The 23,054-nt window shown below is 69.3% G+C and carries 15 protein-coding genes; 8 read left to right on the forward strand and 7 right to left on the reverse strand.

Annotated elements, in window-relative coordinates:
- The first annotated feature begins 174 nt into the window (after window positions 1-174).
- Complete coding sequence (locus tag ACTWQI_RS05210) at window positions 175-1,251, forward strand: hypothetical protein (RefSeq protein ID WP_443267850.1); 1,077 nt, start codon at window positions 175-177, stop codon at window positions 1,249-1,251.
- A gap of 169 nt (window positions 1,252-1,420) precedes the next feature.
- Window positions 1,421-2,467 (forward strand): hypothetical protein, encoded by a 1,047-nt coding sequence (locus ACTWQI_RS05215; RefSeq protein WP_443267937.1) that lies wholly within the window; start codon window positions 1,421-1,423, stop codon window positions 2,465-2,467.
- 64 nt (window positions 2,468-2,531) lie between these two features.
- Here ACTWQI_RS05215 and ACTWQI_RS05220 read toward each other — a convergent pair whose 3' ends face one another.
- From ACTWQI_RS05220 to ACTWQI_RS05250, 7 genes are all read right to left on the reverse strand, one after another.
- On the reverse strand, window positions 2,532-3,476 hold the full coding sequence (locus ACTWQI_RS05220; RefSeq protein ID WP_443267852.1) for a hypothetical protein: 945 nt from the start codon (window positions 3,474-3,476) through the stop codon (window positions 2,532-2,534).
- Window positions 3,477-3,533: 57 nt separating this feature from the next.
- Window positions 3,534-6,896, reverse strand: coding sequence for a S8 family serine peptidase (locus ACTWQI_RS05225; RefSeq protein ID WP_443267854.1), 3,363 nt, complete (start codon window positions 6,894-6,896; stop codon window positions 3,534-3,536).
- Between the two features lie 171 nt (window positions 6,897-7,067).
- Window positions 7,068-8,063 carry a LacI family DNA-binding transcriptional regulator gene (locus tag ACTWQI_RS05230; protein ID WP_443267856.1) on the reverse strand — a complete coding sequence of 332 codons (996 nt, stop codon included), beginning with the start codon at window positions 8,061-8,063 and terminating at the stop codon, window positions 7,068-7,070.
- Window positions 8,060-9,886 carry a glycoside hydrolase family 36 protein gene (locus tag ACTWQI_RS05235; protein ID WP_443267859.1) on the reverse strand — a complete coding sequence of 609 codons (1,827 nt, stop codon included), beginning with the start codon at window positions 9,884-9,886 and terminating at the stop codon, window positions 8,060-8,062. Before ACTWQI_RS05235 ends, ACTWQI_RS05230 begins: the two co-directional genes overlap by 4 nt.
- 26 nt (window positions 9,887-9,912) lie before the next feature.
- Window positions 9,913-10,740 (reverse strand): carbohydrate ABC transporter permease, encoded by an 828-nt coding sequence (locus ACTWQI_RS05240; protein WP_443267861.1) that lies wholly within the window; start codon window positions 10,738-10,740, stop codon window positions 9,913-9,915.
- The gene (locus ACTWQI_RS05245; RefSeq protein ID WP_443267863.1) at window positions 10,737-11,660 is read right to left on the reverse strand and encodes a carbohydrate ABC transporter permease; all 924 of its coding nucleotides are present in this window, start codon (window positions 11,658-11,660) and stop codon (window positions 10,737-10,739) included. The genes ACTWQI_RS05240 and ACTWQI_RS05245 overlap by 4 nt, the downstream gene beginning before the upstream one ends.
- Window positions 11,657-13,003, reverse strand: coding sequence for an ABC transporter substrate-binding protein (locus ACTWQI_RS05250; protein WP_443267864.1), 1,347 nt, complete (start codon window positions 13,001-13,003; stop codon window positions 11,657-11,659). The genes ACTWQI_RS05245 and ACTWQI_RS05250 overlap by 4 nt, the downstream gene beginning before the upstream one ends.
- Window positions 13,004-13,246: 243 nt before the next feature.
- On the opposite strand from ACTWQI_RS05250, the gene ACTWQI_RS05255 reads away from it, so the two are divergent.
- From ACTWQI_RS05255 to ACTWQI_RS05280, 6 genes are all read left to right on the forward strand, one after another.
- Window positions 13,247-15,193 carry a hypothetical protein gene (locus ACTWQI_RS05255; protein WP_443267867.1) on the forward strand — a complete coding sequence of 649 codons (1,947 nt, stop codon included), beginning with the start codon at window positions 13,247-13,249 and terminating at the stop codon, window positions 15,191-15,193.
- Between the two features lie 194 nt (window positions 15,194-15,387).
- Window positions 15,388-15,858 (forward strand): inorganic diphosphatase, encoded by a 471-nt coding sequence (locus ACTWQI_RS05260; protein WP_443267869.1) that lies wholly within the window; start codon window positions 15,388-15,390, stop codon window positions 15,856-15,858.
- Between the two features lie 83 nt (window positions 15,859-15,941).
- Window positions 15,942-16,469 carry a SixA phosphatase family protein gene (locus ACTWQI_RS05265; RefSeq protein ID WP_443267870.1) on the forward strand — a complete coding sequence of 176 codons (528 nt, stop codon included), beginning with the start codon at window positions 15,942-15,944 and terminating at the stop codon, window positions 16,467-16,469.
- Window positions 16,470-16,790: 321 nt separating this feature from the next.
- Window positions 16,791-18,086: an RICIN domain-containing protein gene (locus ACTWQI_RS05270; RefSeq protein WP_443267872.1), complete on the forward strand. Its 1,296-nt coding sequence runs from the start codon at window positions 16,791-16,793 to the stop codon at window positions 18,084-18,086.
- 112 nt (window positions 18,087-18,198) lie between these two features.
- Window positions 18,199-19,452 (forward strand): hypothetical protein, encoded by a 1,254-nt coding sequence (locus tag ACTWQI_RS05275; RefSeq protein WP_443267874.1) that lies wholly within the window; start codon window positions 18,199-18,201, stop codon window positions 19,450-19,452.
- 197 nt (window positions 19,453-19,649) lie between these two features.
- Window positions 19,650-23,033, forward strand: coding sequence for a S8 family serine peptidase (locus ACTWQI_RS05280; protein WP_443267876.1), 3,384 nt, complete (start codon window positions 19,650-19,652; stop codon window positions 23,031-23,033).
- The last annotated feature ends 21 nt before the right edge of the window (window positions 23,034-23,054 follow it).

Consider the following 23,054-nt stretch of genomic DNA (forward strand, 5'->3'; position numbering starts at 1 on the left):
ACGCCGAATTGACCGTACCAGAAATTCGACCACCTGTTACGAGTGGCCCCATTCCTCGACCGCGGGATTCGGAACCTCGGCCCATGGCTGTTCTGCCGCCGCCTGGCAACTCGGAACGGATCGACTTCAGAGGCAGGCCCGCCGTGCCCGGATGGGCCGAGAACGGAGGCGAACGTGAAGAGAAGCCGTCTGTCAGGCGCGCTCGGTGCCCTGACCTTGACCCTGGCCGCGGGAGCAGTTGCCGGTGCCGCCGCGCCGGCTTCAGCAACGTCAGCAGAGGCGCGGGGCGCCCCGACGGGCGCCGCCGCGGCGACCGTCGAGGGTGCGGCCGGCGACATCAATGACAGCGGCGTGGTCACCGGGTACGTCTATGCCGAGAGCGGCAACACCCGGCCGGTGCGATGGAACGCCGACGGGTCGATCCAGGACCTGGGCACCCTGCCCGGCGATGTAAATGGCAACGCCTGGGGAATCAACAACGCCGGCCAGATCATCGGCAACTCGTGGACCGGCGATGAGAACCGTCAAGATGTGCGGTGGAATGCCGACGGCAGCATCACGGCGTTGAGGCCGTTGCCGGGCGAAGAGAACGGCAGCGTGCACGGGATCAACGACAGCGGCATCACGGTCGGCTTCACCTTCGGGGACGGGATGCACGCGGTGAAGTGGTCCGTCAGCGGCGTCCCGACCAGGCTGCACGGCCTCCCCGGCGAGAAGAACAGCTATGCCAAGGGCATCAACAACGACGGCACCGCCGTCGGATGGTCCGGGCTGGCCGACGGCACCACCTCCGCCGCGCGATGGGACGCCGACGGCACGTTCACCGCACTGCCGCCGCTCGACGGCCACGAGGGCAGCAGCGCCTATGCCATCAACGGTAAAGGCGTGGCGGTCGGGTTCTCGTACGACAAAGAGACCTCCTCGGCCCACGCGGTGCGGTGGGCCTCGGACGGTACGGTCACCGCGCTCCCCGCCAAGCCGGACATGAAGCACAGCAAGGGCGTGGACATCAACGACGACGGCACGATCGTCGGCAACTCGCAGAGCAGCACGAACGTGATCGGTGCGGTCCGGTGGAACGCCGACGGAACCATCACGGACCTGGGCAAGCTGCCGGGCGACGCCAACAGCGATGCCAAGGGCGTCAACGCCGGCGGCGCGGCCGCAGGCGACTCCTCCAACCCCAACAGCCCGCCGCACCCCGTTATGTGGCGGGCGGACGGCACGCTGGTCGCCCTCCGCGGACTGTAGGAGGGCGAACGCCGCGCGTCGCCTGTTTCCTCGACCGCGGCATTCGACGTCTGAGTGGCTGGCCTGTTGCCGCTCGGCAACTCGGAACGGATCGACTTAAGAAGCCGGCCCGCCGTGCCCGGATGGGCCGAGAACGGAGGCAAACGTGTGGAGAAACCGGTTGTCAGTTGTGCTTGGTGCCCTGACCTTAACCCTGACCGCGGGAGCAGTTGCCGGCGCCGCCGCGCCGGCTTCAGCAGAGGCGCGGGGCACCCCGGGGGGCGCCGCAGCGGCGCCCGTCGAGGGTTCGACCGGCGACATCAATGACAGCGGCGTGGTCGCCGGATACGTCTATGCCGAGAGCGGCAACACCCGGCCGGTGCGATGGAACGCCGACGGGTCGATCCAGGACCTGGGCACCCTGCCCGGCGATACAACGGGCGAGGCCTGGGGAATCAACAACGCCGGCCAGATCATCGGCAACTCGTATACCGACGATGAGTATAGGCGTCAACAGGTGCGTTGGAATCCCGACGGCAGCATCACGGCGTTGAGGCCGTTGCCGGGCGAAGAGAACGGCAGCGTGCACGGGATCAACGACAGCGGCATCACGGTCGGCTTCACCTGGGGGGGCGCAATGCACGCGGTGAAGTGGTCCGTCAGCGGCGTGCCGACCAGGCTGCACGGCGTGCCCGGCGAGACGTACAGCTATGCCAAGGGCATCAACAACGACGGCATCGCCGTCGGATGGTCCGCGCCGCAGGACGGCTACGCCTCCGCCGCGCGATGGGACGCCGACGGCACATTCACCGAACTGCCGCCGCTCGACGGCCACGAGGCCGCCGAGGCCAGGGCCATCAACAGTAAAGGCGTAGCCGTCGGAGACTCGTACGACGAGCAGACCAACACGCTCCACGCCGTGCGGTGGGCCCCGGACGGTACGGTCACCGCGCTCCCCGCCAAGCCGGACGTGAAGGGCAGCGAGGCCTTGGACGTCAACGACGACGGCACGATCGTCGGCTACTCGCAGAGCAGCACGAACGTGATCGATGCGGTCCGGTGGAACACCGACGGCACCATCACGGACCTGGGCAAGCTGCCGGGCGACGCCCAGAGCGAGGCCGAGGGCATCAACGCCGGCGGCGCGATGGCGGGCGACTCCGGTAACTCGCAAAGCCCGCCGCACCCCGTCATGTGGCGGGCGGACGGCACCATCGTCGCCCTCCGCGGCCTGTAGGAAGGCGGCACCGGGACACCGAGGTACGGGCGGCCCCGAGGGAGCACCTCGGGGCCGCACCCGCTCAGCTGTCGTCCCACCACCAGCGGATGCCGAACGCTCCCGGCCCGAAGTCCACAGCCAGCGCATGCGCGCACCTTGAACTGTCCAACGTGAGGCGCCGGGTACGACACGGGCCACCCGCCGGCTCGCTGAACTCCTCGCACCCGGCGGGCAGCGCGTCCGGGTGGAAGACCACCTCCAGCAGGTACTCGCGACTCTGCATCCGCAGCGTGCGCCCGCACCAGTCGGACATCCTGGGCAGCGAAGGGGTGTGGTACACGAACTCGTGCTCAGTGATCAGCGTGTCGCCCTGCCGCAGCGGCTGGTCGAACAGCAGCTCGGCAACGAGGATGCCGGCCCCGGCGTCCGTCAGGACGCGTCCGGTACGGCAGTTGCGCAGCCCGTACAGCTTCGGCAGTGGTTGGCCGATCTTGTCGGTGTAGAAGACCACCACCCACCGGTCCGGACCATCCTGGTCGGCCCGCAGGACCTGACGTACCCGCAGTGAGCTCTGCGCGTGGCGGGCGCCGACCCGGACACGGTCGTGCTGGTTGAGGCGTACCAGGTGCTCGTCCCACCGGGTGTCCACCCCGGACAGCAGCCGCGCCACCTCCTCCTGCTGCCCCCACAACGTACCCAGGGGGAGCATGCGGGACTCGCGACGGCCCCGCCCGCGGGGCCGTGGCCGGCTGAGCAGCCTGCTCAGCGCGCCGACCGGAACCTCCAGGACCTCCTCGAGATGGTGCAGCGCCCGCAGGGATCCGGCCCGTTCCGGCTGGGTACGGCCGCTCTGCCAGTAGCTCAGCGTGGCGACGCTCACCGGCGTGCCCCGGTCGTACAAGCGCTGCTGGATGCGGTCCAGGGGCAGGCCGCTGGCCGCGATCGCCGCCCGAAGGGCGTACGGGAACGAGCCCTGTTCCGACCGCGGAACGGGCACCCGCCCGGTGGTGTCGGCGTCCGTCACCATGTGCGACTCCTCGAGTCGAGGTGGTGGGCCGGCGTACCGGCCCACCACCTCCTGCGGTCATCGACCCGCGATTGTCTGATACGCCCTGGTGATCGTCTGGGTGACCGCGTTGCCGTGCACGTCCTCGGCCGTGATGCGCAGCGACACGTAGCCGTCACCCGCCGGGTGGTTCAGCACTGCGCCACCGCGGTTGCCGGAGAAGGAGGTTCGCGCCGGCGTCCAGGTCGCCCCGTCGTCGTAGGACGCCTCGACCTTCAGCGCGGCCAGCCGTACGGCGGGGGCGCCCGGCTGCGACTGCGCGGTCAGCACCAGCGGGTACAGCCGGCCCGCCGGCGCCCGGCTCTGTTCGTCGACCTCACCTGTGGCGCGTACCACCAGCAGCGGCAGCGGCTTGGCCGGAGCCGAGGCGCCCGGTTCGTCGAACGTCCACGTCACGTCGGCCTTGGTGCCGACCACCGACCACGGCACCTCGCGGGTGGCGGTGGCGTGCAGCGTGTACGTGCCGGCGCTGTCCGGGATCTCGAACCGACCGAACGCCGCGTACTTGGACGTACCGATCACCGTGCCGTCCCGGGACAGCGTCGTCTTCCCGGTCACGCCGTCCGCGACGCCGTTGTACACATGCGGGTCGCTGGACGAGAACAGGCTCACCCCGACCTTGAGCGCGGGCCCCTCGCGGAACACGCCCCAGCCGAGGGACGGGTCCCCGAACGCAGGCCCGATCGGCGCAGCGTTCCAGTGCGACCGGTAACGGCCGGGCTGGTACGAGCGGTACGACCGGTGGTTCTCGTAGTCTCCCGACGTCGAGGTGCTGACCTGCAGCAGGTGCGCCCAGGTGACGTCGGGCCCTGCGGTGTAGTACTCGGTTCGCCGGCTCGGCAGCGCGTGGGAGAAGGAGTCCGTCTTGCCGCTGCCGGCTCCGAAGGGATACCTGGCGAAGTCGGATCGGACCGCGAAGTCGGTCTTCGCGCCCTGGGTGTGGTAGTGAGCGTCCACTGTGGCCAGATCGCTGTCGGCCACCCGGAACGTAGTGTCGGCCGGGACGCCGCCGGACTTCCAGAACGCCAGGTGGTAAACGGATCCCGCGGGATCGCTGTCGGGAGCTGCGGACGCGAGGGTGGCTCCGAAGAAGAACGCGTGGCGATGGTCGGTCACACGTATGCCGCTCGGTACCGCGCGGAGCTGGGTGCGCGGCGTGCCCGCCACGGCGACGACGCCGCTCGCCTTCTCGCTGCCCGAGTAGAGGCCGAGCTCGCCGAACTGCCGCTTGGCGCCGACCTGGTCGACCACGGCCTCGACCGGCTTGCCGGCGGCGGGGTCGAACGTGAGCGAGGTGTCCTCGGTCAGCGCCACGTTCGCCCGGGACATCACGGTGGCCACGGTCGGCTGCTGCGTGTTGCCGGGGTCGCTTGAGACGTCGAGTACGTTGACGTCCCAGTCCCCCTTGACCAGGCGCGCCGTGGCGACGCCGCTGCGGTTGAATTTCATGGGGCGTACCTCGCCGGTGGTCGTATTGACCAGTTGGGCGAAGGCGTTCTGGAACTTCCCGTTGAGGCCGCTGTCGCGGACCGTCAAGGTGTAGCTCTCCGGCTCCAGAAGGGTGCCGAGCGCGGTCTGCACCACGGTGTCACCGGCGGTCGCGGTGAGTCGGCCACCGTAGAAGCCGGCCACCCCGGCCGAGGGTTTGACGGCGATGGCGACCTCGGCCGTTCCGTGCGCGGGCACGGTGACCTCGCTTGCGGACGCGGTGAACAGGCCCGCAGGGGCCGGCTTCCCGTCCGGTCCGGTCACGGCCAGGTCGAGCTTGAGCGTCGCATCCGCGTCGCCGTCGTTGCGATAGGTCACCTTCTTGACGACGGGTTCCTGGCTGTGCGGCCAGGGGAAGAACCCGTAACTGAGGCTGCCCCCCGTCGCCCACACGCGCTGCTTGACGGCGCGGCCCACATCGACCCGCCCGGCGCCTTGATCGAGGATGCCGGCGGTCGGCTTGGCGGTGCTCATCAGCGCCGGCTTGAGCTGGGTGGCGCTCCAGTCGGCGTGCTGTTGAGCCAGGATCGCCGCCGCGCCCGCCACGTGCGGCGTGGCCATCGACGTGCCGTTGAGCTTGGCGTAGTTGTCGTCCACCGGGTTGTGGTCCCCGACCGGCGTGCCCTTGGCTCGGGCGGCCACGATCCCGCTACCCGGCCCGCCGATGTCCGGCTTGACGGCGTGGTTGCCGACCCGCGGGCCCCGGCTGGAGAAGGAGCTGGTCTCGTCCTGCTTGGTGACGCTTCCTACGGACAGCGCGGCGTCGGCCGTGGACGGGGAGCTGACGCTGTACGCGCGAGGGCCCTCGTTGCCCGCGGCGATGACGAACAGCGTGCCGTGCTTGGCGGTCAGCTCGTTGACGGCCACTTCGATCGGGTCCGTGCCGTCGCTCGCACCGCCGCCCAGGCTCATGTTGACCGCTTTGGCCTTCGGCGCGATCCACTCCATCCCGGCGATGATCGCACTGTCCGGGCAGCCCTCGCTCATGCAGACCTTGCCGTTGACCAGCATTGCGTCCGGCGCGACGCCGCGGTACTTCCCGTTTGACGCGGCGCCGGTCCCCGCGATGATGCCTGCGACATGGGTGCCGTGGCCGATCTCGTCGCCGCCGGCCGGATCCACGCCGGTGAAGTCCTTCGATTCGACGACCCTGCCGGTCAGATCGGGGTGGTCGGCCTTGATGCCGGTGTCCAGTACGCCGATGTTCACGCCCGCTCCGGTGAAACCGGCCTGCCAGGCGGCCGGGGCGCCGATCTGCGGCACGCTCTCGGCCAGTGTCGGGTGGGCCATGCCGTCCAGCCACACCTTCGCCACGCCGGCGGTCAGGGTACGCGGTTGCTTCGTGTCGCCGGTGAGCCACTTCCAGAACGTCGCGGCGTGCTGCTTGTCCTCCCGTACGGCGGCGCCGTTGATGCTGGGCAGCTTCCGGGTGGTCTTCACGGCGGGCGGCGCGGTCGCCGCCTTAGCGGCACCGCGGGCGTACCTGACGAGGAGGGGCAGGTGGCGGGCGGACTTGTCGGTGAAGCCGTCCCGGACCAGCCGGGTGACGTTGAACAGCCGGGAGTCCAGGCGGTCGGCGGACAGCAGCGACGCGGCATCCGCGGGGATCACGCTGGTCTCGCTGCCGGACGGTCCGCGCCGGGCGCTGCGGACGAAGGCGATGTGCTCCCGGCCGGCAGCCGGTTCGATGCTGACGGACTCGGCGCCGGGCCGGCCGGTCACATGGACCCGGTCACCGGTGATCAAAGTGACCGTGCGGACCGCTCCGTTGGCCCGTGCTGCGGCCGCGGCGACCGAGACGGGCTCGTCGGGCCGGGCGACTGCCTCCGACGCCGGCACCGCGGTCGCCAGAAGGACCGCAGAACTGAGGATAGCGACTGCTCGTAATCTCACGGGTTGCCACTCCTTCGTCAGCGCGCGCTGCGATGCGGCGTGCATGACAACACTAAAGGTCTGGACCAATACCCTTCGTGTCGGATCTCCGCCGCGTCGGCATTCCGACGCGCCCTCCGGACGCACCAGGAGCGGCGTTCGCAGCGGAGCGACTTCGTACCGCCGTAGCCCTTACCCGGGCGGGGGTGCCGTCGTGGAGCGGATGACGAGCTCCGGGTCGAACAGCAACTCCCCCACCGGCACCTCCCGGTTGGCGACCAGGGCCAGGACGCTGCGACCCACCTCGGCGGCGAGCCGGTCGGAGGGTTGCCGCACGGTTGTCAGCGGCGGATCGAGGAACTCGGTGATCCGCGACCCGTCGTACCCGACGACCGACACGTCGTCCGGGACGGAGTACCCCTGCCGACGGATGCCACGGATCGCCCCCAACGCCATGTAGTCGCTGGCGGCGACGATCGCCGTGACGCCCAGCCCGAGGAGCGTCGTCGCCGCGGCCTGACCGCCCTCGACGGTGTACGCCTGCCGGATCACCCAGCGCCCGGGGTCCTCGATCCCGCGCTTCTCCATGGCATGGAGGAAGCCCTGAACGCGCTTGTCCGCAGGGTGGTTGCCGGTCGGGCCCGACGCCATGCCGATCCTGCGGTGGCCCAGTCGGTGGAGATGGTCGACGGCCAACTCGGCGGCGAGCAGATCGTCCGTGGAGAAGACCGGCGCGGGCCGGCCGTCGGCGAACTCACCGTTGATGCCGACGTACGGGATGCGCCGGGCACGCAGCATCTCGTACGTCTCGGTGTCCGCGCCGTCGATCGTGTTGGACGCGGAGAGGAAGACCACGGCGGCGACGCCCTTGTCCACGAGCGAGGTGATGAACTCGCGCTCCTGCACCCCGCCCGGAAAGGCGGGGCACAGCACGGTCTTCAGTCCGTGCGGGGCGAGCGCGGACTCGATCCGCTCGGCGACGTCGGCGAAGAACGGGTTCGACACGAACTCGGTGACGACGGCCACGAGTTGGCCGTGGGTGGGCCGCTCGTAGCCGACCTCGGCCATGGCCCGCTCGACCGCCTCGCGGGTCTTCCTCGAGACGCCCTGCCGCCGATTGATCACCCGGCTCACGGTCGCCTCGCTGACCTGGGCACGGAGCGCGACCTCGGTGATGCCGACTTTCATGTGGTCCTTTCCGTGATGGCCAGTGTGGCCAGCCCCATCCGCGGGACGGGCAGGGTGTGCAGGCCGGGCGTGAGGCGGGGGCGGCAGCGCTCGATGATACGGCCGGAAGGGTCGTGGACGGTCAGCTCCGCGGCCCTCTCCGGACCACTGCACTCCAGCACGAGCCGGTCCGCCGTCGCGCCGTTGACCAGCACGATCTCCCGATAGTCAGCCGGCTCGACCGGCACGGTCCGCTCGCTGTGCACATCGAGCACGAGCACCCCGTCCGCCTCCGACTCAACGAGCGTATAGAGATCGTCGGGACGGCCCGGCTCGACGGTCCCGTCCAGCAGCGCCCCCCTGAGCCGCCGCCACTGAGCGAGCCAGAAGGCCAGCGCCTCCCGGTGTTCTTCGGTGAGCCGGTCGAGGCGTACGGAGATCTGCGGTACGGAGTGCAGGGTGCCGATCAGCTGCCGGGCCGCGGCCTCGACGGGTGCGTCCAGGTCCCACAGCAGCATGTCGGAGTGGACCGCCCCGCCCACCGCCAGAAGCGAGGTGTCGAGCGTGCGCACCCGGTTCGCGGTGGCGTCGGCCGGGCAGTCGAAGGAGCGCAGCATATTGCCGTAGGGGGCCATGCCGGGCCCGACGTACGGCTGACGCAGCTCCAGCAGCGGCTCGGGATGTACGGCCTCCAGCGCGGCCCGCACCTCGGTGAGCAGGTCGGTCATCGCTCGTCCCACGTCGCCGCCGCCGTCGTCCGCATAGGCCATCGCGTCGTTGAGGAAGTCGACTTTGAGGCCGTCGAGTCCGTAGTCGCGTACCAGCGCGGTGCACAGCTCGACGACGTGGCGCCGCACCTCGGGCCGCCGTGGGTCCAGGACATGCGCTCCCGGCACCCGGCCCCGCGCCGGGGCGCACGCGACCCACTGATCGAAGCATTCCGCGTCCGGGCCGAGCAGCAGCGGCGCTATCCACGCCATATAGCGCAGCCCCATGTCCTGTACGCGGGCCACATGGGCGGCGAAGTCCGGGAACTTGGCGCGGTCGGGCCGCCAGTCGCCGCAGCCGGCGTAACCCCGGCCGTGCCCCAACTCCTGCCAGCCGTCGTCGAGGATGAGCACCCCACAGCCCAGCCGGGCGGCGAGCTCCGCCTGCCGTTCGACCGCCGTGGCGTCGACGTTCTGGTTGAAGGCGTACCAGGTGGAGTAGACGGGCGTACGGGCGGCGTCGGGCACCGGCATCGGCGTCACCGGCCCTCCCCCAGCTACCGCTGGGGGTACCCCCGGCCCTGCGGCATGGGGAACCCCAGTGGCGAACCAGCGGCGCAGGACACGCATCGCGGCGGCTACCGAGGGTGCCCGCGGCACGAACAGCAGCCGGTGCGGCTCCTCGGCGGCGGGCAGCTGGAGGTGGACCACATGGGTGTCGTTCTCCTCCGAGACCCCGAACCGCAGGCTCGCCTCGGGCACCGGGTCGGCCGCGGCGAAGGTGAGCAGCGTGGCGCCGGAGTGGTCGTACAGGCAGCCCGCCGCATGCCCGTCGACCAGCGAGACCCGGGACCGTCCGGCCCAGTCGGCGAGCAGGGTGCGCTGCCATCCGCTCTGCGGATGCCAGTATCCGGCGGCGTCGCCGAGCGGCACGGAGAGCCGGATCTCCACGGGCTTGGGCACATCGGTGCCTACGCACAGCATCCGCAGCCCACCGGGGAGTTGACTGATGTCCAGGAGCTCCCAGTGGACCTCGGCGCCCGGGGCGAGCACGGCGATGCTCACCTCGTCGAGCAGCGGCTCGTACGGCACCTGGATCAGGCCGGCCGTCGTGACGGCGTCGTCGTCGCTCAACACGCTCGCTCCTTCGGTGTTCGGTTGGCTCACTCCTTCACCGCCCCGGCCAGCAGCCCGGAGACGAAGTGCCGCTGCAACAGGAGGAACACGACGGCCATGGGAATCGCAGCGACCGCCGTTCCGGCCAGGATCGCCCCGTAGTCGGTGGACTCGACACCCTGCAGCGAGGCCAGGGCCACCGGGATCGTGAAGGAGGCGCCGTCCCGCAGCACGATCAGTGGCCAGATGAAGTCGTTCCACTGGTAGAGGAAGAGGAAGATCGCGAGCGCGGCGAGCGAAGGCTTCATGGGGGGAAGGGCGACCTTCAGGAAGAGCCGGAACTCACCGCAGCCGTCCATGCGGCCGGAGTCGAGGAATTCATCGGGCAGCACGGCCATCGACTGCCGCATCAGGAAGATCCCGAGGGGCAGCGCCAGATTGGGCATGATCACGGCCTGGTACGTGTTCAGCCACTCCAGCTCCGCCATCAACTGGAACAGCGGGATCAGGGTGACCTGGGTGGGAATCACCAGGCCGAGCATCAGGAGACCGAAGAGCGGATCGCGGCCGCGGAAGCGATACTTGGCGAAGCCGTACCCGGCGAGCGTGCACACCACGCCCGCGCACACCGTGTAGATGACGGCGATCAGCAGGGAGTTGGCGACCACCCGGCCGAACTGAGCGTCCGTCTGCAGCGTGGACAGATTGGCCAGCAGGTGGCCGCCGGGCAGCAGCGCGGGCGGGCTGCCGAAAATCTCCTTCGCGGTGTGCGTGGAGGCGACGACCACCCAGTAGAACGGGATGAGCACGGCGGCCAGCACGATGGCGAAGGACGAGGTCAGCAGGATGCCGGCGGTTCGGGAACGGGGCTTCATGGCTTGTCTCCCAGCACACGGAACTGGATCACGCCGAGGATTCCGATGAGGACGGCGAGCACATAGGCGATGGCCGACGCATAGCCGAAGTCGAAGTACTTGAACGCGTTCTGGTACAGGTACACGCCGATGGTGAGCGTGGCGTTGTCCGGCCCGCCGCCGGTGAGGACATACGGCTCGTCGAAGATCTGCAGGGTGCCAATGGTGGAGAGCACCGTGGTCAGCAGGATCGCGGGGCGCAGCCCGGGCAGTGTCACATGGCGGAACGACTTCCAGGCACCGGCGCCGTCCACGGCGGCGGCGTCGTACAGCTCGCCCGGGATGGTCTGCAGCCTGGCGAGCAGGATCACCGCGTTGAAGCCGGTGTAGTGCCAGGTCAGGGCGATCCCGAGGGAGATCTTGGCCCAGACCGGGTCGTTCAGCCACGGCACTTCAGCAGTGCCGAGGAAGCCGAGCAGCCAGTTGACCAGCCCGTAGTGCTGGTTGAGCAGCACCGAGAAGATGATCCCGTACGCCACGAGTCCGGTGACCATCGGCATGAAGAAGCCGAGCCGGAACACCGAACGGCCGTGGAGCAGCCTGGAGTTGAGGGCGACCGCGAGGCCGGTGGCCAGGGCCAGCATCACCGGCACCTGCACCACCAGGATGACGGTGGTGTTCTCCAGCGCCGTCCAGAACAGCGGATCGTCGAGCAGCCGCGTGTAGTTGTCGGCACCGACGAAGACGTCGACCCCGTCGACGGTCTTGTAGAGGCTGAGGAAGAAGGACCAGCCGATGGGGTAGAGCTTGAAGGCCGCGAAGAGCACCAGCGCGGGGAGCACAAAGAGATAGGGCGCTGGACGCCGGCGGCGCCGCGGGGCCGGTGCGGCCGCCTCCGCGACGGCGAGCACCGGCGTCGGCTCACGGACGGCTGTGGTCATCGGACGACCGTGCGCCCGGTCTGCTTGGCGAGCTGTTCGGCGGCATCCCGCAGCACCTTGGCAGGGTCGGCCTTCTTCAGCAGCACCTTGGTCTGGGCGTCGGTGACCAGCTTGAGCGCGCGGGCGTAGTCGGCGGAGTAGTTGAAGGCCGGCGACGGGGCCTTGAGCGCCTCCAGGAAGACCTCGCCCTTCTTCTGGCCGCTGAAGAACTTCGACGGCTCGTGGAAGACCGGATCGTCGTAGGCCTTCATCAGAGCGGGTGCGATGCCCTTGGACTTGTAGATCTTCACCTGCGAGGCGGGCCTGGTCAGCACGTACTCGATGAAGGTCCAGGCGGCGGCCTGGTTCTTGCTGCTGCCGGCGATGGCGAGATGGGTGGAGTTCACGGTCGCCGCGGTGGCGCCGCCCCGGCGGACGGCTGGTGGGAGGCGGACCTTCCACTTGCCGGCCTCCTCCGGCACGAGACCTTCGATGATGCCGCCGAACCATGTCGGGAAGGGCAGTACCGCCGCGGTGCCCTTCTTGATCGAGCTCTCCAGGGCGCTCCAGCCGCCGGACAGGTCGCTGACCAGCCCGGCGTCGTTCATCTCCTTGATGATCGTCATCGCCCTGACGCCTTCAGGAGAGTCGAGCGTGATGTTGCCGTCGAGGTCGAAGTAGAACTTGCCCTGCAGCTGCAGCAGCATCTGGAAGAAGTTGGCCGAGTCGGCCTGGGAGGCGGGCTTGTCGATGCCCAGAAGATACGTCCCGGTCTTCTTCTTGATCTTCTTGCCGGCCTCGATGGCCTCGTCCCAGGTCTGCAGCGCCTCGCCGTCGACTCCGGCCTTCTCGAAGATGTCCGAGCGGTAGTAGAAGCCCGCGGAATTGGCCTCCCAGGGGAGGGCGTTGACCCTGTTCCCCTTGGGGGAGACGGTCTCCCACAGGCCCTGCGCGAAGGCGTCCCGGTGCTTGCCGGCGCCGAGTTTGCTCAGGTCCGCGAGGCCGTTCGGGAACTTCTCGACGTATCCCGGCAGATAGTCGACGCCGATGTGCAGCACGTCCGCGAGGCCGTCGCCGCCCGCCGCCATGGCAGTGGTGATCTTGTCCCAGATGGCCGGGTTGCCGATGTCCTCGACGGTGACCTTGATGTCCGGGTACTTCTTGTTGAACTCCGGTATCAGGGCCTTCATTTCGGCGGCCGGGCCCTGCCAGCTCCACACGGTGACGCTGCCCTTGTTCTTGTCGCCCGCGCTGCCGGTCGCACCCGTGACCCCCGTGCCGGAGCAGGCGGTCAGGCCGGTGAGCCCGGCCCCCGCGGCGAGGGCACCGCCGATCCGGAGAACTCTGCGGCGTTCAACATCCATGGCTGACCCCTGACTTGGCCCATGAGGAAGTGGAAGGAAGCTGACGGGCCGGGACGCTAGCCCCGCCACCGCGTCACTTGCAAGAGTTCATTGAAAACTTTCTGCCTCGCACGGCAATGAGTCTGCCGCAGGCGACGAAAGTCACGCATGACCCCTATGCGGGTGCTGAACGGCGTTGCTAGCGTGCGCCGTTCGGAGCCACCCCCCGCAGCTCCACGTCGCTGACGACCCCTGGAGTACCCGATGAGGCCTGCCAGACTCCCTCTGCTCACCGCGCTCGCCCTGCTCGTACCCCTCGCCCCGCTGACTGCGGCAGCCGGCACCGCGGCCGCCGGCCCCGCGCTGCTCACGGTCACCAACCCGGGCTTCGAGCAGGGCTCAGAAGGCTGGACGTTTACCGCCGGCACCGGGGTCGCCACCAACTACCCGCACGGCGGCAGGCGGCTGGTCTATCTGGACGAGGGAGCCGGGAAGAAGGTCAGCCAGACCGTGACCGCGATCGGCGCGGGCAGGTACGACATCTCGGCGTGGATCGCGACGGGCGGCGCGAACGGTATGTTCGTGGTACGGGTCAACGGCACCGCCGCCGGCACGGTGAAGCTGCCCAGCCGCTCGGCGTACGGCCGCTACACCGTCAGCCGTGTCGCACTGAACCCGGGCGACAAGCTGGAGATCGCCTTCGAGTCCGGCGACAGCTGGGTCAACGCCGACGATGTGATGCTCTCCCCGGCCGCACCCGCGGACCCCAGGGTCAGCTCCTCGGACCCGAAGATCGTGGAGATGTTCGGCTGGTCGAAGCGGAAGGCGGGCAGTTGGGTTCATCTGCCCGGCACCACCGGCCCGCTCAACGTCGACGAGAACAATCCCTCGGGCTCCGGCTCGGGCACGTACGCCCCCTCCTACTGGGCCGGATACGCCAACCGGAGCGGCTACTACGCGCGCGACATGGCCCACCAGCTGGCGGGCGCGGCCGTCCTCGGACTGCATGCCGAGAACCAGTCGATGCTGCGGTCGTATGCCGCCTCCGCCACCTCGGAGCACAAGTACTACCCGGTGTGGGCGTTCAACTTCGACGCCAAGACCTATCTGAGCATCGATTACAAGAGCCCCACCAACTTCGTACGCGAAGTCCCCGCGCCTTTCGAACTGGTGGAGAAGGCCAACCAGGCCTACCGCTGGAGCGGCGACAGCGGGTACGTGAACGACCCGGTGCTGTGGGACTACTACCGCCATGCGACGAAGGACTTCGTCGAACTGCACGACGGCAACAAGCCGAATGGCGTCGCCGAGGGCACGGGCAACGGCATCTTCGCGGGCGCCGCCAGCTACAACGAGCAGGGCCATGAGCGGCTGGCCGAAGCCGGTGACGCGATCGCCTCGCAGTACCAGGCGTACCGCGCGATGGCTGCCCTGGCCCGGGACAAGGGCGACACCGAACTCGCCGCGACGTTCGGCAAGAAGGCCGCCGACCTCAAGTCGTACTTCAACTCGGCCTGGAGCGGCAGTGGTTCGGGCGGCGCGATGGTGCGCGCCTACAACACCGGCGGCCAGGCGCTCACCGGCTGGGGCAAGGAGAACAGCTGGTTCATGCCGATGAAGCAGATCATCGACCCCGGAGCCCGCAACGACGCGTACCTCGACTACATCGACCAGCAGGCGAGCGGCGGCGGCAAACCGAGCAACATCGAGGCGATCACGTATCTCCCCGACACCTTCTTCAGGAACAACCGCAACGACACGGCCTGGAAGTGGATGCAGTACGTCTACGACCAGCGGAACGTGCAGCACGTCAACGCCAAGCAGGGCCCGAACGGCGACTACCCCGAGGTGTCCTTCACCCTCCTCGGCCAGACCGTGGAGGGCCTGATGGGGGTGGCCCCCGACGCCCCGAACACGGCACTGGTCACCCAGTCCCGGCTGCCCTCGGGCATGAGCTGGCTGCGGATCGACGATCTGTCGATCGGCGGCAACACCTTCAGCCTGCGCCATGACGGAGCGACCAAGTCGACCCTGACCAACGGCTCCGGGCCGGACTACACCTGGGAGGCGCGCTTCCCGGGGGAGCACAGCTCGGTCACCGTGGACGGCATCGCCCGGCCGGCGGAGACGAAGGTGGTGGACGGGGTGACGTACACCTACGCCACGGTGTCCGTCGCCCGCGGCCGGACGGTGACGGTTCAGGTCGGCTGAGGCTGCATCGTCGGCGCCGGAAGGTCATGACCTGACGACAGATTCGCCCGCGGTTGTGGGGCCGTGCCGGTGGCGGGAGACTTGATCCGTAGGGCGACTCACGGTCGCTGCGACCGGCGGCCCTGAGGTCATTGACGGCCTCCGGGGTCAAGATCACCGGGTCCAGATCACCGGCGCCACGGGAGGTGGACCCCATGCCCCGCATCACCGTCGCAGTGGAGGCGACCATCGGATCCACCATCGGTCCGGCCCGCTTCTCGACGGAGGAGCTCACGACGCAGGGCTGGCCGGTGGGCAGAGGATGGGTCCCGGACACCCTCGACGAGGACGCCGACCCGGTCGAGGCCCTGGTGCTGATGCCGGAACCTGCTGTCGGCGGCGTCTGGGTACGGGCTTGGCCGGTGGCGGTCCTCCATCTGACCGTGCAGGACCGTCCCGAGGATGACGTCGTCTGCGTGGCCGACGACCCGTCCTGCGGAGAGCTCGTGGCTGCCGGCGACCTGGCGTCCTGGCGCGCGGAGCCCGACGCCTGGACGACCGCCCTGGCCAGGCTCAGTCCCGGACCCATTGGGGTGGTGACCGGCTACGGGCCGCGTGAGGAGGCCGAGGCGCTGCTGGCGCAGGCACATCGCGCCTACGAGCGGCTCACCGGCTGTCTGGACTGAGGCACCGTGCTCCTGGTCCCGGTGAGGCGATGGTCCGCACGCAGCCGCGAGGTTGCCCGCGGCTGTCCGTACGGGGCCCGGTCATGACAGCGCGGCCGGTACGACGGTTGATCATTCTACGGCACGCCAAGTCGGCCTGGCCCGAAGACGTGGCCGACCACGACCGGCCGCTCGCTCCGCGCGGGCGGCGTGACGCCCCGGCCGCGGGCCGCTGGCTGCGCGACGCCGGCTGTGCACCCGACCTCGTCGTCTGCTCCACCGCCCGCCGTACCCGCGAGACCTGGGACCTCGTCGCCAGTCGGCTCGACGCGAGCCCGCAGGTGGTCCACGACCCGCGGCTGTACGGCGCCGACGTGCCGGTGCTGCTCGACGTCGTACGCGAAACCCCTGCTCACATCGGGACGCTGCTGCTGATCGGCCACAACCCGGGCCTTCAGGAGCTGACGTTGCGGCTCGCCGGTGAGGCGGCCGGCACCGCACTCGAGCGGGCCCGGACGAAGTTCCCCACGTCCGCCGTCGCCGTGTTGACCTGGCAAGGTTCCTGGTCGGAACTTGCCCCTGGGACAACCCGGCTGACCGAGTTCGCCGTCCCCCGCGGCGCAAAACCCTGACCGTGGTGGAGCAGCAGACGACACAGCCCCGAGCCACTGGCCGGGGCTTCTCCATCCCCTCGTAGCCGAGGCGGAGCAGCCCGGGGTGCCCCGCCGATGCACATCGACACCTGACTGTCCGTCACGTATGTGCTCTCACCTGGCTATTGGTGGCCGAGGTGACGGGAATCCGACACTTGGCCGCCGACACGGTGACACGGCCCGCGGCAACCCGTAGCCTCCAGTATTGGTCTAGACCGCCATGTCAGCACTCATGACCAGCGCGCGCCCAGGTCTCGGCCAGGGCCACCCAGCGCTGCCCATGGAAGGCGGTAACCCCCCATGACCAGATCCATGCTCAGCAGACCCCTGGCCCACCTCGCGGCGGCGATCGTCGTCCTGCTCGCGTTAGCCGTGCTCGAGCCGGTGACTGCTGCGGCGTCACCGGGGCCGGGCTCCCCCAAGGGTGACCGCGGCAACGGTTCCCTGCGCCCCGGTGCACCCAACGCCCCCCGGCTCGCGGTGTCATCGACGGTCTGCGACGGCGACGGCAGCAGCGGCAAGCGGGTCCAGGCCCTCTACGTACGGGGCGACGCCCAGGCCGACCGCTACCAGCAGTACAAGGGCACGTTCCAGACCTTCGCCGACCAGATCGACGCCGCGTTCGTCGAAGGGGCCGGCCGCACCGGCGGAACCAGGCACGTCCGCTTCGTCCACGACGGCAACTGCCGCGCCGTGATCGACAACGTTGTCATCCCTCAGTCCGCGATGAGCAGCGTCGACAGCATCACCAATGAACTCAAGGCGCGCGGCTACAACCGTTCCGACCGCAAGTACCTCTTCTACCACGACAGCAGCGGATGCGGGCTCGCCTACGGCAACGGCGGCGACGACCGGCCGGGGGCCGACAACCCGTACAACGCCGGTCCGCACTACGCCGCGATGGGCACCGGCTGCTGGACCTGGCAGGCCAGCGCACACGAACTACTGCACAACCTGGGAGCGGTCCAGCGGAGCGCGCCCCACGCCACCCAGTACGGCCACTGCTGGGACGACGAGGACATCATGTGCTACGACGACGGCGGGATACCCAACCCACCGGGCGGTCTGCAGAAGCTCTGCTCGGGCGCGCCCGAGAACCAGATCGACTGCCGCAACGACGACTACTTCCACACCAATCCGCCGTCCGGCAGCTATCTGGCCACCCACTGGAACGTGGCCAACAGCCAGTACCTGATCTCCACCGGGAGCAGCAGTCCGACCGGAGAGATCACCGGCATCGGCGGCAAGTGCGTGGACATCTCCAGCTCCAACACCGCGAACGGCACTGCGATCCAGCTCTGGGGCTGCAACGGAACCGGTGCGCAGCAGTGGACGGTGTCCGGTCAGACCCTGCGTGCGTTCGGCAAATGCATGGACGTCACATCGGGCGGAACCGCGGACGGCACGATGGTCCAGCTCTGGGACTGCAATGGAACCGGTGCGCAGAACTGGGCCGCGCAGGCGGACGGGACGCTGCGCAACCCGCAGTCGGGCCGCTGCCTCGACGCGACCGGCCAGTCCTCCGCGGACGGCACCCGGCTGCAGATCTGGTCCTGCCACGGTGGGTCCAACCAGGTCTGGCGGCTGCCTTCCTGATTCCGCAGACGTCGGATGTCCGCCAATTCGTCTGGACCAGTTGACGATCCGCCGCTAGATCGGAAGGTTCGGCACCCCCCATGAATCTGGATTACGGAAGGCACATCGACTCGTGAAGAAATTCGTCCTGCTGTCTGCGGTGGCTGCTGCGGTGGGGAGTCTGACCGTGGTCGCCACCGGTGCGATCGCCGGCCCCGCGGCCCCGGCCGCGCCCGCCCTGGTCATCGAGAGCCTCGACGGTCCGGTGACCAGCAAGGAGATCAGCAGCTTCGTCGATCACATGAAGGCCGTCCAGCCGCCGACGAACAACATCGGCAACGCGATGGTCTACGGAGCGGGCGGGCGCAACCTCGAAGCCCTCGGCCAGATGTACGAGGTCAGCGGCAAGACCGAGATCCTCGACCAGAAGATCAAGTACGCGGATACGTTCCTGGCCGGCCGCAACAACCCGCAGTCCGGCCGGGTGCTGTGGACCGGCAAGCGCGAACTGGCGTGGCCGAACAAGGAAACGTCCGCACCGGATGCGACCTACTCCGGGACGGAGAACGGCGACGTCATCGCGCACATCGCGTACGCGGCCAAGACGATCCTGCAGAAGAAGTCGCTGTGGGACACCAAGGTCCCGTTCGGTGATCCGCACGGCTACGGGGCCACCTACCTGGCGCGGGCCAAGACGTACGTCAAGGAGCTCGACCGCACCATCGACACCTTCCTGGCGCCGCACTTCGTCAAGTCCGGCAGCAACCGCTTCTACTTCCCGGACACCGATGCCTGGTCGAAGATCGGCCCGCGTTACGAGAGGAGCCGTGGCAAGCCCGTTCCGTGGAACCAGCAGGCGATGCTCGGGGGCGGCTTCCAGCGGCTGGCCGAGTGCCACCAGCTGCTCGGGGACGATCCGGCTCGGGTGTCCCGGTACGACGCGATCGTCAAGGCGAACATCGACTGGTTCCTCAGCGATGTGAAGGAGAAGACGGTCAATGGACAGCGGGTCTACGACTGGGGCTACTCGCTGGGCCGCACCTCCGAGGACGTCGGCCACGGTGCGTACGACATGCTCGGCCTGTACCGCGCCTTCACCAGGAACGCGTACCAGGTCCCGAAGGACAAGGTGCAGACGTTCGCCCGGACCCTGAACAGGGTCATCTACCTGGGGAGCAACCAGTTCGCCAAGCGGGTGGACGGCACGGGTGGCACCCAGAATCACATGCTGGGCGAGTGGCTGGGACTGGCCTCGGTCGACGGCGGCGTCTACAAGAACGTGGCCGCCGCGGACGTCGCCTCGGGCCGGCCCAAGAGCACCCCGGCGCTGCATGCCGCGATCGTGTGGGTCAAGGACGCCCGGCACAAGGGGACGTTCCCCAAGTGATGGACGCCGTGGAACGACGCGGCACGTGAACGGGCAGCCACCGGCTGATCACCCGACATGCCGACGGTGGCGCCCAGGCGTTGCTCGCCTGGGCGCCACCGCGCTGTCGCCGGTTCCCCTCAACTCATCGGATCTATCGAACCGCACCTGGCCGATCGAGAAGGTACGCGGACGCCTCTGCCACGGAGAGAGTGAAGATGCTCGTGCGTCGTCGGAAACGGGTCGCCGCCTGCCTCGCAGGGTTGCTGCTCACCATCGGTCTCAGCGGCAGCGGCACCGCTGCCGTCGTACAGTCAGCCCCGGACCGGGCGATATCCGCGGCCGGGTCCCGCGCGGTCACGCTCGTGACCGGTGACCGCGTGCGCCTCACCACCGTGCCCGGTGTGGCCCAGCCGGCCGTCACCATCGAGCCAGGACCCGGCCGCGGACAGCGCATCCAGTTCTTCCAGACCGTGGATACCAGCAGCGGCTTCAAGGACGTGACGGTCACCCCGTCCGACGCACTCCCGCTGGTGGAGCAAGGCAAGCTGGATCGCAGGCTGTTCAATGTGAGCGCGCTGGTGCGCAACGGATTCGACCGCTCCGGCGATACCCTGCCGCTGATCGTCTCCCATGAGGGCCGCGCGCCCCAGACCGTGCTCGGCAAGGTCACACGGGTCACGCGCGCGCTGCCGAGCCTCGATGCGAGCGCGGTCGCGGCCAAGGACCTGACCTCGGGAGCCTTCTGGCACTCGCTCACCAGGAACGGTACGGCCAAGCTGGCGGCCGGCATCGGCAAGGTCTGGCTGGACGGCACCTCGCATCTGATGCTGGATCGTAGCGCCGCCCAGGTGGGGGCGCCCGCCGCCTGGAAGTCCGGCATCACCGGCAAGGGCGCCACCGTCGCCGTGGTGGACGGTGGTTACGACCCCGGCCACCCCGACCTCGAAGGTGTGGTCACCGAGGCCCGCGACTTCACGTCGGATCCGTCCGGCACCAAGGACGGCAACGGCCACGGCACACACGTCGCGTCCACGGTGGCCGGTTCCGGCGCGGCTGAGGGCGGCACGTACCGGGGGATCGCCCCGGACGCCAAGCTCCTGATCGCCAAGGTCTGCAAGACCGACGGCTTCTGCCAGGATTCGGCGATCATCTCCGCAATGGAGTGGGCCGCGGACAAGGGCGCCAGGGCGGTGAATCTCAGCCTCGGCACCAACGAGGCCTCGGACGGCACCGACCCGCTGTCCCAGGCCGTGAACAAGCTCACCGCGGAGACCGGCACGCTGTTCGTGGCCGCGGCGGGTAACGTGGGCTTCGTACGCCACCCGGTCAGCTCGCCCGGTGCCGCGGACGCCGCACTCACCGTCGGCAGCGTCACCAAGGCCGACGCGCTGAGCGACTTCTCTCGCGTCGGGCCCAGGATCGGCGACTTCGCGGTCAAGCCGGACATCGTGGCACCCGGCCAGAACATCGGCGCGGCCCGGGGGGCCGGAACCGCCCTCGGGTCGCACAGCGACATCCCCGGTGACGGCCCGATCAACGACAACTACACCCGCGCCAGCGGTACGTCGATGGCCACCCCGCACGTCACCGGTGCCGTCGCGCTGCTCGCCCAGCAGCACCCGAACTGGAAGGCCGAGCAGTTCAAGGCCGCGCTGACCGGCTCCAGCAAGCGGCTGCCCGAGCTGACCGTCTTCCAGCAGGGCGCCGGACGGCTGGACGTGGCCAGGGCCACCGCCCAGAAGGTGACCGCGCAGACCAGCGTCAGTTTCGGCAAGTTCAGCTGGCCGCGCGGCGAACCGGTCAACAAGACGATCCGCTACCGCAACTACTCCGCCGCTCCGGTCACCCTCGACCTGAAGCTCGACAGCGGTGCGCCCGCCGGGGTGTTCCGGCTCGGGACCGAGCAGGTCACCGTGCCCGCGGGCGGATCCGCCGAAGCCGAGGTCACGATCGACCCGCGCGCGCAGGCGAACCACCTCCAGAGCGGGCACGTCGTCGCCACCTCGGGCGATGTGGTCGTGCACACCGCGATCGGCGCGTTCCTCGAGCCGGAGAGCTACGACCTCACGGTGCGGCTGACCGACCGGGCCGGCCAGGTGGTCACCGGCAACAACACCAGCCACCTGCAGGACGTGGTGAATCTGGCGACCGGAGCGACGCCGACCGCCGAGCACTACGACCCCGCGACCGGCACCCACACCCTGCGGCTGATCAAAGGCGACTACAACCTCAACGGGTATGTGAGCCCGAATGCCACGGGAACCCAGCCGGACACGGTGATCTTCGCCAAGCCGTCGGTACGGATCGACCGGGATATGAAGCTCGTCCTCGACGGGAAGGCGACGGTACCGATCACCACGACCGTGGAGCGCCCGACCGCCGCACCGATCTACCGGTTCGTCGGATTCCGGCAGACGATCGCGGGCCACGAAGTCAGCCACAACATCTCCAGCCTGACGTGGGGTCAGGAGAAGATGCGGGACTGGTACATCACTCCGACCGAGCCGGTCACCGACCGGCCGTACCGGTTCGACCTGCGGCAGACGCTCAGCGAACAGGACTCAGGCTCCGGCAACTACCCGCCCAAGCCCGCCGACTACTGCTACAACCTGCTGTTCGTGGAGCGAGGCGGGATACCTGACAAGCTCCACTACGAGGTCAAGGACGCGGATCTGGCGCAGGTGCGCACGCACTACAACGGCCAGCGGACGGGTGTGACCGCGCCGGACGGCGCCGAGCAGTGGAATCTGTCGATCGTGGACGGTGCGTTCTCCTTCGACGCCCCGCCGTACATCCCCGCCCAAGGCACGGCGATGCAGTACTTCAGCGGCGGACCGCACATCCGCTGGCTGAGCAGGTTCGAGGTCAAGGGACCACACGACGCCATGGAGGAGACTGCGGCCGCCGAGACGCATCTGCCCGGTCAGCGCTACGACCGGAGCTGGAACTCGGCGGCGCTCAGCCCCGCGGATACGGCGCGGCGCATCGAGGACCGGATCGTGTTCGCCAGCTCACCGTTCTCCCCGTCGGAGTTCCGGCACTACGGCTCGGGAGCCTCCGACCCGACCGTCACCAACACGCTCAGCCTCGACGGAAAGGTGATCGGCAAGATGAACAGCCTGACCGGCTCGTTCGGCAACCTCCCGGCCGAGATGGGCCGGTACACGCTCACCACCGAGGCCACGAGACCGGAGTCGTCGCTGACCGTCCTGGGGTCGAGCACGACCGTGACCCGGACGTTCGAGTCCTCGCGCGGCGCCGGTACGACGGAGCTTCCGCTGCTGACGGTGCGGGCGAGCGGTGCCTTCGACCGGGCGGGCCAGGCCCCGGCGGGCCGGAGGTTCGCGCTGACGCTGCGGGTGGAGACCCCGGAGGGTGCGGCGAGCACGACGACCGGAAAGCCGGCCCTGCAGGTGTCCTTCGACGACGGCAAGACCTGGCAGCCGGTGCGGGTGGACGGGCAGCGGAACCGGGCGGTCGCGATCATCGACCATCCGGCCGGCCCCGGGTTCGCATCGCTGCGGATGTCGGCGCAGGACGCGGCGGGCAACACGGTCCAGCAGACCATGATCCGCGCCTACGCGATCAGTAAGCAATAAGCACCCGGCGGCCCCCCGGCG

Origin of the sequence: Streptomyces sp. KR80 (assembly GCF_052245555.1) — a bacterium.
Lineage (GTDB): Bacteria > Actinomycetota > Actinomycetes > Streptomycetales > Streptomycetaceae > Streptomyces.

Coding starts and splice junctions, on each gene's coding strand:
- ACTWQI_RS05220 (WP_443267852.1), bottom strand. CDS start 3,476: ATGGTGACGGACGCCGACACCACCGGGCGGGTGCCCGTTCCGCGGTCG.
- ACTWQI_RS05230 (WP_443267856.1), bottom strand. CDS start 8,063: ATGAAAGTCGGCATCACCGAGGTCGCGCTCCGTGCCCAGGTCAGCGAG.
- ACTWQI_RS05240 (WP_443267861.1), bottom strand. CDS start 10,740: ATGAAGCCCCGTTCCCGAACCGCCGGCATCCTGCTGACCTCGTCCTTC.
- ACTWQI_RS05245 (WP_443267863.1), bottom strand. CDS start 11,660: ATGACCACAGCCGTCCGTGAGCCGACGCCGGTGCTCGCCGTCGCGGAG.
- ACTWQI_RS05250 (WP_443267864.1), bottom strand. CDS start 13,003: ATGGATGTTGAACGCCGCAGAGTTCTCCGGATCGGCGGTGCCCTCGCC.
- ACTWQI_RS05255 (WP_443267867.1), top strand. CDS start 13,247: ATGAGGCCTGCCAGACTCCCTCTGCTCACCGCGCTCGCCCTGCTCGTA.
- ACTWQI_RS05260 (WP_443267869.1), top strand. CDS start 15,388: ATGCCCCGCATCACCGTCGCAGTGGAGGCGACCATCGGATCCACCATC.
- ACTWQI_RS05265 (WP_443267870.1), top strand. CDS start 15,942: ATGACAGCGCGGCCGGTACGACGGTTGATCATTCTACGGCACGCCAAG.
- ACTWQI_RS05270 (WP_443267872.1), top strand. CDS start 16,791: ATGACCAGATCCATGCTCAGCAGACCCCTGGCCCACCTCGCGGCGGCG.
- ACTWQI_RS05280 (WP_443267876.1), top strand. CDS start 19,650: ATGCTCGTGCGTCGTCGGAAACGGGTCGCCGCCTGCCTCGCAGGGTTG.